The organism is Fructilactobacillus sp. Tb1 (assembly GCF_050500285.1).
Taxonomy (GTDB): domain Bacteria; phylum Bacillota; class Bacilli; order Lactobacillales; family Lactobacillaceae; genus Fructilactobacillus.
Genome location: NZ_CP191377.1, coordinates 52194 through 66376, shown reverse-complemented (window position 1 = coordinate 66376; position 14183 = coordinate 52194). Strand labels below are relative to the sequence as shown.

16 protein-coding genes are annotated in these 14183 nt (G+C 35.4%); all 16 read left to right on the top strand.

Translation table 11 applies throughout. From position 1 onward, the window contains the following. The first annotated feature begins 7 nt into the window (after window positions 1-7). The 16 genes from ACQW5G_RS00375 (at window position 8) to asnS (ending at window position 14152) form a co-directional block, all read left to right on the top strand. Window positions 8-925, top strand: coding sequence for a F0F1 ATP synthase subunit gamma (locus tag ACQW5G_RS00375; RefSeq protein ID WP_429971129.1), 918 nt, complete (start codon window positions 8-10; stop codon window positions 923-925). Window positions 926-945: 20 nt separating this feature from the next. Then, the gene (gene atpD / locus ACQW5G_RS00370; protein ID WP_429971128.1) at window positions 946-2355 is read left to right on the top strand and encodes a F0F1 ATP synthase subunit beta; all 1410 of its coding nucleotides are present in this window, start codon (window positions 946-948) and stop codon (window positions 2353-2355) included. Between the two features lie 13 nt (window positions 2356-2368). Continuing rightward, window positions 2369-2791 (top strand): F0F1 ATP synthase subunit epsilon, encoded by a 423-nt coding sequence (locus ACQW5G_RS00365; protein ID WP_429971127.1) that lies wholly within the window; start codon window positions 2369-2371, stop codon window positions 2789-2791. 137 nt (window positions 2792-2928) lie between these two features. After that, window positions 2929-3156, top strand: coding sequence for a DUF1146 family protein (locus ACQW5G_RS00360; RefSeq protein WP_429971126.1), 228 nt, complete (start codon window positions 2929-2931; stop codon window positions 3154-3156). Window positions 3157-3175: 19 nt separating this feature from the next. Next, the gene (gene murA / locus ACQW5G_RS00355; RefSeq protein WP_429971125.1) at window positions 3176-4438 is read left to right on the top strand and encodes a UDP-N-acetylglucosamine 1-carboxyvinyltransferase; all 1263 of its coding nucleotides are present in this window, start codon (window positions 3176-3178) and stop codon (window positions 4436-4438) included. A gap of 74 nt (window positions 4439-4512) precedes the next feature. Continuing rightward, window positions 4513-5544 (top strand): rod shape-determining protein, encoded by a 1032-nt coding sequence (locus tag ACQW5G_RS00350; protein WP_429971124.1) that lies wholly within the window; start codon window positions 4513-4515, stop codon window positions 5542-5544. Between the two features lie 8 nt (window positions 5545-5552). Beyond that, window positions 5553-5804, top strand: a complete 252-nt coding sequence (yidD, locus tag ACQW5G_RS00345) for a membrane protein insertion efficiency factor YidD (RefSeq protein ID WP_429971123.1) — start codon at window positions 5553-5555, stop codon at window positions 5802-5804. A 33-nt stretch (window positions 5805-5837) separates the two neighbouring features. After that, window positions 5838-6053 carry a DUF2969 family protein gene (locus ACQW5G_RS00340; RefSeq protein WP_429971122.1) on the top strand — a complete coding sequence of 72 codons (216 nt, stop codon included), beginning with the start codon at window positions 5838-5840 and terminating at the stop codon, window positions 6051-6053. A 42-nt stretch (window positions 6054-6095) separates the two neighbouring features. Continuing rightward, window positions 6096-7292 carry an FtsW/RodA/SpoVE family cell cycle protein gene (locus ACQW5G_RS00335; protein WP_429971121.1) on the top strand — a complete coding sequence of 399 codons (1197 nt, stop codon included), beginning with the start codon at window positions 6096-6098 and terminating at the stop codon, window positions 7290-7292. A gap of 92 nt (window positions 7293-7384) precedes the next feature. Next, entirely contained in the window at window positions 7385-8527 is a 1143-nt protein-coding gene (locus tag ACQW5G_RS00330) for a D-alanine--D-alanine ligase family protein (RefSeq protein WP_429971120.1), read from the top strand. Between the two features lie 224 nt (window positions 8528-8751). After that, a complete protein-coding gene (glmS, locus tag ACQW5G_RS00325) occupies window positions 8752-10566 on the top strand; it encodes a glutamine--fructose-6-phosphate transaminase (isomerizing) (protein ID WP_429971119.1) in 1815 nt (604 codons plus the stop codon). A 66-nt stretch (window positions 10567-10632) separates the two neighbouring features. Further along, complete coding sequence (locus tag ACQW5G_RS00320; protein ID WP_429971118.1) at window positions 10633-10767, top strand: hypothetical protein; 135 nt, start codon at window positions 10633-10635, stop codon at window positions 10765-10767. Window positions 10768-10781: 14 nt separating this feature from the next. Further along, a complete protein-coding gene (locus ACQW5G_RS00315; RefSeq protein ID WP_429971117.1) occupies window positions 10782-11096 on the top strand; it encodes a hypothetical protein in 315 nt (104 codons plus the stop codon). A gap of 71 nt (window positions 11097-11167) precedes the next feature. Next, on the top strand, window positions 11168-12211 hold the full coding sequence (locus ACQW5G_RS00310; protein ID WP_429971116.1) for a lactonase family protein: 1044 nt from the start codon (window positions 11168-11170) through the stop codon (window positions 12209-12211). Window positions 12212-12229: 18 nt separating this feature from the next. Beyond that, window positions 12230-12463, top strand: a complete 234-nt coding sequence (locus ACQW5G_RS00305; protein ID WP_429971115.1) for a hypothetical protein — start codon at window positions 12230-12232, stop codon at window positions 12461-12463. 294 nt (window positions 12464-12757) lie between these two features. After that, window positions 12758-14152, top strand: coding sequence for an asparagine--tRNA ligase (gene asnS / locus ACQW5G_RS00300; RefSeq protein WP_429971114.1), 1395 nt, complete (start codon window positions 12758-12760; stop codon window positions 14150-14152). The last annotated feature ends 31 nt before the right edge of the window (window positions 14153-14183 follow it).

The window sequence follows — 14183 nt, the reverse complement described above, 5'->3', positions numbered from 1 at the left end:
CGTTATAATGGTTGAATCAATGAATGAAGTTAAGCATCGAATTGCATCAACTAAGAGCACGCGTCAAATTACTGAAGCGATGAATATGGTTCAAACTGTTAAGTTAAATCAAATTCTAGGTCAAACAAAAACATATGATCAATATGTTTCAAAGATTAAAGCTGTAGTTATGCATTTAGCTCAGACTCATATGTTAGACAACCAAAAACCTTCAAGTGCTGATAGTAGTACAAAATCTAAGACAGCATACTTAGTGATCACTTCAGATCGTGGAATGGTTGGAAGCTACAATAGTAATGCTATTCGAGGAACAAATCGTTTTATCGAAAAACATACCCCTAACAAAGAAGATTATTTAATCTTGGCTGTTGGTGGTAATGGTGCTGATTTCTATAAGAAAAATGGTGCCGATGTGGCTTACGAATATCGTGGGGTTTCTGATATTCCTAAATTTAGTGAGGTTAGGGGAATCGTTAAAGCAGTTAGTCAAATGTATGAAGATGGTGTTTTCACTGAATTGTACGTTTGTTCAAACCACTTTGTGAACCGAATTCGTTCTGACTTTAAAGCACAAAAGTTATTCCCAATGGACCGAGAAGCCGTTGAAGAAAGCATGGACGGTGCTAATGGTGCCGGTTCAGAGGTTAAGACAAAAGTTTTATCAGCTGAATATGATGTTGAACCTTCTGAAAAAGAAGTGTTAGAAGCCATCTTACCTCAATATGCTGAAAGTTTAGTTTATGGAGCTATCTTAGATGCAAAAACCGCTGAGCATTCTTCAAGCTCAATGGCAATGAAAGCTGCTACAGATAATGCTGGAGATTTAATTTCAAGTTTGGAATTAAAATACAATAGAGCTAGACAAGCTGCTATTACTACTGAAATCACCGAAATTACCGGTGGTCAGGAAGCATTGAATCACTAAAAAGGAGGAATTAACGCATAATGAGTACTGGTAAAGTTGTACAAGTTATTGGACCAGTTGTCGACGTTGAGTTTCCCTTAGATAGTGACTTACCAAAAATCAACGACGCTCTTAAAGTTAATAAAGGTGAAAATGATGTCTTAGTGACTGAAGTTGCACTTGAATTAGGTGATGGAGTCGTTAGAACTATTGCCATGGACGGAACAGATGGTTTACGTCGTGGTATGGAAGTTGAAAATACAGGTGCTCCAATCGAAGTTCCTGTTGGTAATGACACTCTAGGTCGAGTATTTAACGTTTTAGGTGACACCATTGACGGTGGACCACAATTTGGACCAGATGCCGAACGTTGGGGAATCCATCGTCAAGCACCTAAGTTTGATGAAATTAATCCATCAACTGAAGTGCTTGAAACAGGTATCAAAGTTATTGATTTACTTGCCCCTTATATTCGAGGTGGTAAGGTTGGATTATTCGGTGGTGCCGGAGTTGGTAAAACCGTTTTAATTCAAGAATTAATTCACAATATTGCCCAAGGTCATAATGGTATTTCTGTCTTTACTGGAGTTGGTGAAAGAACCCGTGAAGGTAATGATATGTACTTCGAAATGAAAGGTTCCGGAGTATTGAAACAAACTGCCATGGTGTATGGACAAATGAACGAGCCACCTGGTGCACGTATGCGTGTTGCCTTAACTGGATTAACATTAGCTGAATACTTCCGTGATGAAGAAGGTAAAGATGTTCTATTGTTCATTGATAATATCTTCCGATTCACTCAAGCAGGTACTGAAGTTTCAGCTTTGTTAGGCCGTATTCCATCAGCCGTAGGGTACCAACCTACACTTGCTACTGAAATGGGACAACTTCAAGAACGTATCACATCAACTAAAAAAGGTGCGATTACTTCTATTCAAGCTGTTTACGTTCCAGCCGATGATTATACCGATCCAGCTCCTGCAACCACATTCGCCCATTTGGACGCAACCACTAACTTGGAACGTTCATTAACCCAACAAGGTATCTATCCAGCCGTTGATCCATTGGCATCAACATCATCTGCCTTAGATCCAGCCATTGTTGGTGATGAACATTTTAAGGTAGCTAGTGAAGTACAACATGAATTACAAAGATATCGTGAACTTCAAGATATTATTTCTATCTTAGGTATGGATGAATTATCTGACGAAGAAAAGACCATTGTTGGTCGTGCTCGTCGAATTCAATTCTTCCTCTCACAACCATTCTCTGTTGCCGAAACATTTACTGGTGTTGATGGTAAATATGTACCTGTTAAAGATACAGTTGCAGGTTTCAAGGGTATTTTAGACGGTAAGTATGATGAAATCCCAGAAGATTTCTTCAGAAACTGTGGCCCAATTGAAGATGTTGTTGCTAAATACAATGCATCTAAACAAGGAGACAAATAAGGAGGGGTTCTAATTGGCTGAAAATAGTTCAGTTTTGACCGTTAGTATCGTTACTCCTGATGGTGAAGTATATTCTAATGATAAATGTTCACTTGCAGTTGTTCAGACACAATCTGGTGAATTGGGAATCATGGCAAATCACATTCCCGTGATTGCTTCTCTAAAAATTGGTTCAGCTCAAGTTAAGTCTGCTGATAATTCTGACACTTTGGCCGTTAACGGTGGATTTGTAGAATTTTCAAACAATGAGTTAACGATTGTTGCCGATAGTGCAGAGCTTAAAGGTAATATTGATGTTGCCCGTGCTCAAAGTGCTAAGGAACGTGCTGAAAGCCATATTAAAGAAGCTACTGAAAAACATGATGAAGATTCAATGAAACGTGCTGAAGTTGCACTTAGACGTGCGATTAACCGTATTGACATTTCAGAACATTAATAAAAAGACGAAAAGCATTTGCTTTTCGTCTTTTTATATACATAATTTAATTATTAAGAATCGATAAAAGCATTGGTATAAACGACATTCCAATCTAATTGTGATATTATTATATTGGAATAATAGGAGGAATTATAATGAATATTTTTGGGTTACAAGCCTTAATCGATGTTGTTTGCCAGATTTTTTTCGTGCTTTTAGCATTCTGGGCTGTACAAGGAATCCATTTTGAACGGTTCTTACCAATCCAAGAAAAACAAGGAAAAGTATTAATTGTCATGATTTCAATTGCAATTGGATTTCTTTGTAGTTCATTTTTCCTCTCATTTATTGGAAATATAAAAAATCTAACTTTATTATTTTAAAATTTAGGGGACAAGTATAATGGAAAAAATTATTGTACACGGTGGCCATCATCTTAATGGTAACGTGCACATTGAAGGGGCTAAGAATGCAGTTCTGCCTATTTTAGCAGCAACCATTTTAGCCAGTAGTGGTGAAACAGAATTAACCAATAGTCCAATTCTTTCAGATGTTCATTTAATGAATGACGTGCTTGAAAGTTTACATACCAAAGTTAATTTTGATGAAGAAAACAATGTCATTACAGTTGATGCAACTGGTGATTTAACATCAGAAGCGCCTTTTGAATATGTCTCAAAGATGAGAGCTTCAATTGTGGTTTTAGGACCACTTTTAGCTCGATTGGGTAAAGCACGTGTGTCACTTCCTGGTGGTTGTGCAATTGGATCACGTCCAATTGACATTCACTTGAAAGGATTTGAAGCTATGGGAGCTCACGTTGAACTTCAAGATGGTTATGTCGAAGCTACTGCACCTAATGGATTAACTGGAACTGACATTTTCTTTGATTTTCCAAGCGTTGGGGCAACCCAAAACGTTATGATGGCAGCTACTTTAGCTAAAGGAACTACGGTAATTCATAACGTTGCTCGTGAACCAGAAAATGTTGATTTAGCTGAAATGTTAAATGACATGGGTGCTAAAATTACTGGAGCAGGAACTGACACACTTACAATTGAAGGGGTCAAAGCACTTCATGGTGTGAAACATGCGGTTGTCCAAGATCGAATTGAAGCCGGTACCTATATGGCAGCTGCTGCATTGACTCAAGGTAACGTTTTAGTTGAAGATGCGATTATTGATCATAATGGTCCATTTGTAGCTAAGCTCCGCGAAATGGGTGTAACGGTTGAACAAGAAGATAATGGTCTTCGTATCATTGGACCTAAGGAATTGAAACCAGTTGATGTTGAAACTGCACCTTATCCAGGCTTTCCAACTGATATGCAACCTCAAATGACTGTTTTACAACTAGCAGCTAATGGGGTAAGTACCTTAACTGAAAACGTTTTTGAAAATCGTTTTATGCATCTAGATGAACTTCGTCGAATGAATGCTAAATATGAAATTAAAGGTAATAGTGTAGTGATGCATGGTCCAACTTACTTTAAGGGCGCAGAAGTTGCTGCAACTGATTTACGTGCAGCCGCTGCCTTAATTTTAGCTGGATTAGATGCAACTGGTGAAACGGTAGTAACTAATTTAAACTATCTTGATCGAGGGTATTATCATATTGAAGCAAAGCTACGTAAGCTTGGTGCTGACGTTAGACGAGTTAAATAAAGCAAAATAATTTTATTTGAATTATTATGATATAATTTGAGTATTGGATTTAAAAATTGAAGGGAAGAAATTTTATGGCTGAAGATATTGGAATTGATTTAGGAACAGCCAACGTTCTTGTTTCTGTAACAGGAAAGGGCGTTGTTCTTAATGAACCATCAGTTGTTGCTGTGGACACTAAAACTAACAAAGTTTTAGCTGTTGGTAAAGAAGCGTACGAAATGGTTGGTAGAACTCCAGGAAACATCAAAGCAATCCGTCCGTTAAAAGATGGTGTTATCTCAGATTTTGATGTAACCGAATCAATGTTAACTTACTTTATTAATAAATTGAGTGTTAAAAAGGTGGTTTCAAAACCTAAAGTAATGATTTGTGCACCTACAAATATTACTAATATTGAAAGAAAAGCAATCATTGAAGCTGCTCAAAAAGCAGTTGGTGGTGAAGTTTTCCTTGAAGAAGAACCAAAAGTTGCTGCAATTGGTGCAGGAATGAACATTTTCGAACCAACTGGTAGCATGGTAATTGATATAGGTGGTGGTACTTCTGATATCGCCGTTGTTTCTCTAGGTGACATTGTTGCTAGTGAATCACTTAAAATCGCTGGTGATGTAATGAACCGTGATATTGTTGAATATCTCAAACGTAATCACAATATTATTATTGGTGAACATACTGCAGAAAATATCAAAAAAGAAATTGGTACTGCAAACGTAGATGTTACTGATATCAAAGAAATGAAAGTTCGTGGACGTGATTCAGTTACTGGTATGCCAATTTCAATCACTGTTAACAACAAAGAAATTGCCGAAGCACTTCATGGAACTATCGTAGCTATTATTAATGGTGCAAAGAATGTTCTCGAAACTATTCCACCAGAATTAGCTGCTGATATTATTGACCGTGGTGTAATGCTTACGGGTGGTGGTTCAATGTTAGATGATATTGATACTGTTATCTCAAATGCCTTAACAGTTCCTGTTATCATTTCAGAAGATCCACTTGAAAATGTTGCTAAGGGTGCCGGTGCACTTCTTGACCATATGAGTGAAGAAGCACCAAAAAACAAAAAGAAACGTTTTAGCTTCTTTGGAAATAATAACTAGGTGAAGTTTTGAAAAGATTATCAGTTTTTTTAATTAAATTTTATAAAAACTGTATTTCTGCTTACACTCCAGCTAGTTGTAGATATCAACCAACTTGTTCAAGTTACATGCAAATAGCAATTGAACGATTTGGTTTTTTTCTTGGAGTCATAATGGGGACTGCTAGGATTTTACGCTGTAATCCTTTTGTTAAGGGTGGCTATGATCCAGTTCCTTCCCATTTCAGTGTTCGCAGAAATAATATCGATAATAAGATGTAGGTAGTTAAAAATTCATTTCGAAGGAGAAAAGGTATGTCACGTAGACAAAAAGAAATTGAAATTAAAGTAGTCAATGATCCAAACAACGAAAACGTTCGTTTGGTACAAGTAAATAACAAAACGGTTGGAACAATTACTGAAAACGAAGATAAATTTGATGTTGTTGTGGGTGAAAATACATTCCATGAAAAAACTGAAGAAGAAGCCCTTCATCAAGTAGTTAGAGAATTTAACTTACATCAAAGATAATAATAAACACAAGTTGTTTTTTGATATTAAGGGGAGATTATCGTGTTTCAAAGATTACAGTTAAAAAATGATAATCGAATTGACTGGAGTATTATTTTTTGTGTTTTGATGTTAGCTTTGATTGGAATTGGTTCAATCTACGTTGCAGCATCTCATGATACTGGTACTGTTTCAGTTTTAAAAGCGGTTATTTCACAGGTAATATGGTACGCAATTGGTGCTATTGCAATTATAATTATTATGCAGTTTGATTCTGAACAATTATGGAAAATTGCTCCCTATATTTATGGAATTGGACTATTCCTGCTATTTGCAGTTTTATTCTTGTATAGTAGGGCTTATTTCCAACAAACTGGAGCTAAGAGTTGGTTTGCTTTTGGTCCGTTTACGTTCCAACCATCTGAAGTTATGAAACCAGCATATATTTTAATGGAAGCTAGAATTATTGCGCAACATAATTCCGAATATCCACATCATACGGTTCGTGAAGATTGGAATTTAATTGGTAAAATGATCCTTTGGACGTTACCAATTGTTGTGTTATTGCATTTGCAAAATGATTTTGGGACAACGATTGTTTTCGTTGCCATTTTGGGTGGTTTAATGATTGTTTCAGGAATTACCTGGAAGATTTTAGGCCCTGGACTAGCTGCCTTTTTCGGAATAAGTGCTACTGCTATTACCATGGTGGTTTCTGATGGTGGACGATCAATTTTAAGTTCATTAGGGTTTCAAGCTTATCAATTTGCTCGAATTGATAGTTGGTTACATCCAGCATCTGATGCTAGTAACCAAGGATTTCAACTTTGGCAAAGTATGAAAGCCGTTGGATCTGGTGGATTGACTGGAACTGGTTTTAACGTTTCCCACGTCTATGTACCAGTTCGAGAATCTGATATGATTTTCTCAGTAATGGGAGAAAACTTTGGATTTATTGGTGGAACTTTATTGATTTTGTTGTACTTTTTATTAATTTACAACATGATTAAAGTTACTTTCCAAACTAAAAATGTTTTCTATGCTTATATTTCAACTGGAGTAATTATGATGATTTTATTCCACGTAGTTGAAAATATTGGAATGAGTATTGATTTAATTCCAATGACTGGGATTCCTCTACCATTTATTAGCCAGGGGGGATCGGCTCTAATTGGTAATATGATTGGGATCGGATTAATTATGTCCATGCAATATCATAATAAGAGTTCAATGTTTAGCACAACGAAAAACTTTTCATAAAAATGGCATGTTTATCATGCTTTTTTTATTATCAAAATTATTTAAAAGTGGTATACTTAGGTTTCCAGAAATTATGAACGGAGAAAGAAAAAATGGCAGATAAAAAAATGCATTTAGCATTATTGTTCGGTGGAGATTCATCAGAACATGACGTTTCAAAGCGTTCAGCTCATAATATTTATGATGCAATGGACAAATCAAAATATGACGTAAGTTTATTCTTAATTACTAGAGGCGGAATCATCTTAAGTAATGAAGATTCACTTCGTGTATTCGATGGGGAAGACGAAGCAGACGTTGTTGCAGAAGTTGTTCCTGGGATGGACCTTAGTAATCCACTAGAACCAATCATTAACTTGAATAAAGAAAAGAATATTGATGTATTCTTCCCAATTATTCATGGTAACTTAGGTGAAGATGGTACTATTCAAGGTTTACTTCGTTTACTTCAAAAACCTTACGTTGGTAGTGATAGTCTTGCATCTGGTATGGCTTATGACAAAGACATTACTAAGAAATTGCTTAACGTTGTTGGAGTTCGTAACACTAACTATGTGCTTGTTACTCCAGAAAACAATAAAGATTGGGATTATGAAAAAATCAGCGAACGTTTAGATTCTAAGATTCTTTTCATCAAACCATCTCGTCAAGGTTCATCTATTGGAATTCATAAAGTTGAAAACCAAGCTGAATATGCTGCTGGAATGGAAGATGCTCTTCGTTACGATACTAAGGTATTAGTTGAAGAAGCTATCGAAGGTCCAGAAGAAGTTGAAATTTCTATCTTAGGTAATGAAGATCCTAAGGGTTCAAAAGTTGGTGCTATTAAAGTTCCTGCTACTGATGCATTCTATACATACGACAACAAGTTCGTAGATGCAAGTAAAGTTGAATTTACTATCCCTGTTGCTCTTCCAGCTGGTGTTGCTGAAGAAATTACTGACATGGCCATTAAAGCCTTCAAAACTCTTGAATTAAAGGGTATGTCACGAATTGATTTCTTAGTATCAAAAGATTACACTCCTTACCTTGGTGAAATTAACACCTTACCTGGATTTACTAATATCTCACTTTACCCACAATTATGGGAAGCATCTGGTATTAGTTACACTGAATTAATCGATAAGTTAATTGATTTAGCTTTCGAAGAATTTGACCGTCAATCTAAAATTGCTCATGATTTCATTCCTTTGAACAAGGTTGATCAAAAGAAAGTTTATGACGCTAATAAATAATTAAATACATTTTTGACAATTGAAATAGTAATATTTCAATTGTTTTTTTATAACATAAAATAATTAATTGCTGGTATACAATCTTCAAAGTATACAATCAGGCGTATACCAATTTTGTCTTTTTTGTTGACATAGTTAACGTAAAACACTATTATATTACTTGTGACAGACAATTAAAGATATAAATTAAACATCTATACCAATTTAAAAAAGAGGAAATTAATATGTGTGGAGTAGTAGGAGTTGCAGGAAATGATAATGCAACAGAAATTTTAGTACATGGTTTGGAAAAATTACAATACCGTGGTTATGATTCAGCCGGAATCTTTGTTGATAGCAAAGATGGTAAGGATTACTTAGTTAAAACAACTGGAAGTATTGCAGATTTACGTAAGAAAATTGGACCTGAAGTACAAGGGACTTCAGGAATTGGACATACTCGTTGGGCTACCCATGGTGGTGTTAACATCGAAAATGCTCATCCCCAATTTTCAGATGACGAACGTTTCTTTTTAGTTCATAATGGTGTGATTGAAAACTTCCAACAACTTAAAGATGATTATCTTCAAGGAGTAAAGTTCAACAGTCAAACTGATACTGAAGTAATGGTTCAATTAGTCGATAAATTCTCAAAAGCAGGGATGACCACTAAAGACGCATTTATTAAAGCTCTTTCATTATTGAAGAACTCATCATATGCCTTCATTTTAATGGACAAAGAAGAACCAAATACTTTATATGTTGCCAAAAACAAGAGTCCATTACTAATTGGACTAGGTGATGGTTGCAACGTAGTATGTTCTGATTCAATTGCCATGTTAGATGTTACTAACACCTTCATGGAAATTCAAGATGGTGATATGGTAATCGTTAAACCTGATAGCGTAGTAGTGACTGATGCTGATCACCAAGTTGTTGAACGGGAACAATTTGAAGTGAACGTTGATCCAAGTGAATCAGATAAGGGTACTTACCCATACTACATGCTTAAGGAAATTGATGAACAGCCTAACGTAATGCGTAAGTTATCAAAAGAATACTTTGATGAAAATGCTAAACCAGTTATTGACGAAAAATTATTAGAAACGATGAAGAATTCTGATCGAATTTACATCGTTGGTGCTGGTACTAGTTACCACGCCGGTTTAGTTGGTAAGATGCAAATTGAAGCTTTAACTGGAATTCCTACGGAAGTTCACGTTGCTTCAGAATTTGCTTACGAAAAACCATTACTTTCAAAGAAACCATTCTTCTTATTCTTATCACAAAGTGGTGAAACAGCTGATAGTCGTCAAGTGTTAGTAAACGTTAACAAAGCTAACTATCCAAGTTTGACAATCACTAACGTAGCTAACTCAACGCTTTCACGTGAAGCTCAATTTACATTATTGTTGAATGCGGGTCCTGAAATTTCAGTTGCATCAACTAAAGCATATACTGCTCAAATTGCCTTAGAAGCAATCTTAGCTAAAGCATTAGGTGAACACATGAATAACCAACGTGCTAAAGATTTCGATCTTAAAGCTCAATTAGGTTTAGTTGCTCAAGGTATGCAAACCATTGTTGATGAAAAAGACCAAATTGATCAAATTTCTCAAGACTACTTTGTAAATGCTAACCAAGCTTTCTACATTGGTCGTGGAATTGATTACACTGTTTCTCTTGAAGCAGCTTTAAAATTAAAAGAAATTTCATATGTTCATGCTGAAGGATTTGCTTCAGGTGAATTAAAACACGGAACTATCGCCTTAATTGAAGACGGTACTCCAGTAATTGGAATTATTACTCAAGACTTTACTGCTGGTTTAACTCGGAGTAACTTGATGGAAACTGCCGCTCGTGGCGCTAAGACTTTAACGATTGTCCGTAAGAGCCTTGCTAAACCAGGTGACACCTTTATTATTCCTGATGTTGACGAAATGTTAACTCCACTACTTAGTGTAATTCCAGCCCAATTGTTGGCTTACTACACCAGTTTAAACAAAGGATTGAATGTTGATTTACCACGTAACCTTGCTAAGAGTGTTACAGTAGAATAGAATAAAGTTTTACAAAGAGAATTGTGAAAACAGTTCTTTTTTTGTACAGAAATAGAGGTGTGTTTAATGAAATATACAAAACGTAACAAACAAAAGAAACATGATCGTAAAGAGGAAACTTGGAATAAATTTAAAGAGCAACAGAATAAATTAAGCGCTAACCGTAAAGGCGTTAAATCAGTTACCAAACAACATTGGTAAAATTGGAGAAGTAAATGGCTAAGAAAAGTAATGAAACTTTAACTTTGATTGAAGAAATTACCAGATTAGATGGTAGTAAGTATCTGGAAATTAGTAATATGGTCCAAAATGGACGGGCTGAATTAGCAGTTGAACGCGGATATATTACGCAAGTACGAATTTTACAAATTAATATTCCGCATTCTGTTCATGTAATTAATTACGAAAATTACATTAATGAAAATTTTGAAATGCCAACTGAAGCAATGACCGATTTTGAAGAATGGACAAAAACTCCTGAGGCGGAAGCTGAAGTAAAAGCAATTTTACATGAAAATCATATTGGTTAATTTATGAAACCGGTTTCTTTACCACTATTGTCGAATATGGGATAATATAGAAAAAGAGTTGGAGGCGCACCATGATTGAAAAATTTCTTGTTGGTACATATACAAAACATCAAAGTGAAGGTGTTTACCAAATTGAATTAGATACTGATAAAAAGCAATTGCAAAACGCTGTTTTAGTAGCAAAAGCAGGTTCTCCTACTTATGTGGCTGAATCAAAAGCACATAAGGTTTATGCAATTGATAAAAAAACTGATGGTGATAAAACAATTGGTGGTTTATTAGTCTTTGATGGAAATAACATTCCATTTAAAGAAATTCAAGACGTTACTGAAGAAGGTAGTAGTCCTGCTTACGTAACCGTTGATGAACTCCATCAAAATGTCTATACCGCTAATTACCATACTGGAAACGTTCATGTTTTTAATATTAATGCAGATGGCACTTTGACTGAAACTGATCGTATTCATGATGTTGGTGAAGTTGGTCCGCTTCCTGAACAAGCTAGTGGAGCACATCCACATTACGCTGATTTAACTTATGACAATCGGATTGCCGTTTGTGATCTTGGTTTAGATAAGGTCTATCTCTATGATTTATCTGATCAAGGCAAGTTAAATATTGTCAGTGAAACTACCATGGCACCAGGATTTGGTCCTCGTCACATTAAATTTGTTGAAAAAACTGGAAAAGCTTACTTAGTTGGTGAACTATCAAGTAAATTAGCTGTGTTAGATTACAATGAAGAAACTGGTGAACTTGCTGTTCAACAAGTTGTTTCAACTATTCCAGCTGACTGGACAGAACACAATGGGGCCGCTGCAATTCGTATTTCTGCTGATGGTCGTTTTGTCTACGTTTCAAATCGTGGAAATAATAGTTTAGCAGTCTTTGAAATTTTAGCTGATGGAAATGTGCAAATGATTCAATTAATTTCTATTGAAGGTGAATTCCCACGTGATTTCACTTTTAACAGTGACGAAAAATTTATTGTAGCCGTTAACCAAAACACAAACAATGCTACATTGTATGAACGTGATGCGGATACTGGTAAACTTACTATGATTCAAAAAGATTTTGCAGTTCCAGAAGGTACTTGTGTAACTCTTAGAAAATAAATATAAAGAGGAATTATTATGAATAATGTAGAAATTGCAGTTGAAGGTCGATTAGACAAAGTATTTGCTGATTATCCATTAACTCCACGTTTGGAAATGTTAAAAATTGAATTCAAACGTTCATTAATTAAAGATGCTAATACCAAAGTTGAAAATGGTGATGATGCAGCAACTGCTGTAGAAGAAGCTTTTCAAGATTTTGGCGACCTTCGTCATCAAATTAATGAAGTATTATTTAGCGAAAACAACTAAAATTTAATTGCAAAAATTAAATGAGTATTGTATATTTTAAGTAATATAAATATGACAAGCAGTGGAAGATTAACTTAGATTTATCTATCTAGCGAGTTAAGAACAGTGAGAGCTTAACTAGACATCTAAGTGAAGAACATCCAATGAATCTTGGTTAAGAGCCAACGTTTACAACTCGTTATCGTTGTGTAGAGTTGGTTTATTAAATTAAACAATTTTGGGTGGTACCGCGAAGACTTCGTCCCTTGTAGATGGAGTCTTTTTGTTTTGTCAAAAATAAAAGGGGATATTATCATGACAAATGTTTTGGTAAAAGATTTATATACTAAGCAACGTGATTTTGGTGATGAATCAATCACAGTATCTGGTTGGATTCGGACAACTAGATCATCAAAAAAAATCGCATTTATCGAATTAAATGATGGTTCTTATATCAAAAATATTCAAGTAATTGCTAAACGTGATGCTTTGGATAACTACGATGATGTTACTAAATTACCAATTAGCTCAACTTTAAAAGTTACTGGTAAATTAGTGGAAACACCAGATGCACAACAACCATTTGAATTACATGCAGAATCAATCGCAATTGAAGGGGTATCAGATCCTGATTATCCACTTCAAAAGAAAGCTCATTCATTGGAATACTTGAGAACTATTGCTCATTTACGTCCAAGAACTAATACTTTCTACGCTGTTTTCAAGATTCGTTCACTAACTGCCTTTGCAATTCACCAATACTTACAAGGTCAAGGTTCAGTTTACGTAAACACTCCAATTATCACTAGTAGTGATACTGAAGGTGCTGGTGAAATGTTCCGTGTCACTACTTTAGATGACAAAGATACTCCTAAGCTAGATGATGGTAAGAATGATTACAGTAAAGATTTCTTCGGTGAAGAAACTAACTTAACTGTTTCAGGTCAACTTCAAGTTGAACCATTTGCCTTAGCATTTAGAGATGTATATACTTTCGGACCTACTTTTAGAGCCGAAGATTCACATACTAAACGTCATGCTGCTGAATTCTGGATGATTGAACCAGAAATGGCATTTGCTGAGCTTCCAGCTGTCTTAGATCGTTCAGAAGGTCTTTTGAAATACGTTGTTCAATACTTATTAGATAATGCCGCAGCTGACTTACAATTCTTAAACGATAATGTTGATAACGGATTATTAGACTTATTACACAAGACTGTTGATGAAGACTTTGCCCGTGTAACTTACACTGAAGCAATCGATTTATTGGAAAAAGCTGATGTTGAATTTAAAAACCCAGTTTCATGGGGAATTGATTTAAACTCAGAACATGAACAATACTTAGCAGAAAAAGTATTTGGTAAACCAGTTTTTGTTACTGATTATCCACGTAATATCAAGGCATTCTACATGCGTGATAACGAAGATGGCAAGACTGTTGCTGCCGTTGATTTACTAGTTCCTAGAATTGGTGAATTAATTGGGGGAAGTCAACGTGAAGAACGTGAAGACGTCCTTGAAGCTAAGATGAAAGAATTTGGCTTACCACGTGAAGAATACGAATGGTACCTAGAACTTCGTAAATATGGTGGAACTAAGCATTCTGGTTTTGGAATTGGTTTCGAACGTCTCTTGATGTACGTAACTGGAATGGATAACATCCGCGATGTGATTCCTTACCCACGTGTTCAAGGTAGCATTAACTTCTAAAAATACTGAAAGACCGCAATTTGCGGCCTTT

What these genes read in the sequence shown, in the direction of transcription:
- ACQW5G_RS00320 (WP_429971118.1), top strand. Translation starts at nt 10,633, where the DNA reads ATGAAATATACAAAACGTAACAAACAAAAGAAACATGATCGTAAAGAG.
- ACQW5G_RS00315 (WP_429971117.1), top strand. Translation starts at nt 10,782, where the DNA reads ATGGCTAAGAAAAGTAATGAAACTTTAACTTTGATTGAAGAAATTACC.
- murA (WP_429971125.1), top strand. Translation starts at nt 3,176, where the DNA reads ATGGAAAAAATTATTGTACACGGTGGCCATCATCTTAATGGTAACGTG.
- atpD (WP_429971128.1), top strand. Translation starts at nt 946, where the DNA reads ATGAGTACTGGTAAAGTTGTACAAGTTATTGGACCAGTTGTCGACGTT.
- glmS (WP_429971119.1), top strand. Translation starts at nt 8,752, where the DNA reads ATGTGTGGAGTAGTAGGAGTTGCAGGAAATGATAATGCAACAGAAATT.
- ACQW5G_RS00350 (WP_429971124.1), top strand. Translation starts at nt 4,513, where the DNA reads ATGGCTGAAGATATTGGAATTGATTTAGGAACAGCCAACGTTCTTGTT.
- ACQW5G_RS00360 (WP_429971126.1), top strand. Translation starts at nt 2,929, where the DNA reads ATGAATATTTTTGGGTTACAAGCCTTAATCGATGTTGTTTGCCAGATT.
- ACQW5G_RS00330 (WP_429971120.1), top strand. Translation starts at nt 7,385, where the DNA reads ATGGCAGATAAAAAAATGCATTTAGCATTATTGTTCGGTGGAGATTCA.
- ACQW5G_RS00375 (WP_429971129.1), top strand. Translation starts at nt 8, where the DNA reads ATGGTTGAATCAATGAATGAAGTTAAGCATCGAATTGCATCAACTAAG.
- asnS (WP_429971114.1), top strand. Translation starts at nt 12,758, where the DNA reads ATGACAAATGTTTTGGTAAAAGATTTATATACTAAGCAACGTGATTTT.
- ACQW5G_RS00310 (WP_429971116.1), top strand. Translation starts at nt 11,168, where the DNA reads ATGATTGAAAAATTTCTTGTTGGTACATATACAAAACATCAAAGTGAA.
- ACQW5G_RS00340 (WP_429971122.1), top strand. Translation starts at nt 5,838, where the DNA reads ATGTCACGTAGACAAAAAGAAATTGAAATTAAAGTAGTCAATGATCCA.
- ACQW5G_RS00305 (WP_429971115.1), top strand. Translation starts at nt 12,230, where the DNA reads ATGAATAATGTAGAAATTGCAGTTGAAGGTCGATTAGACAAAGTATTT.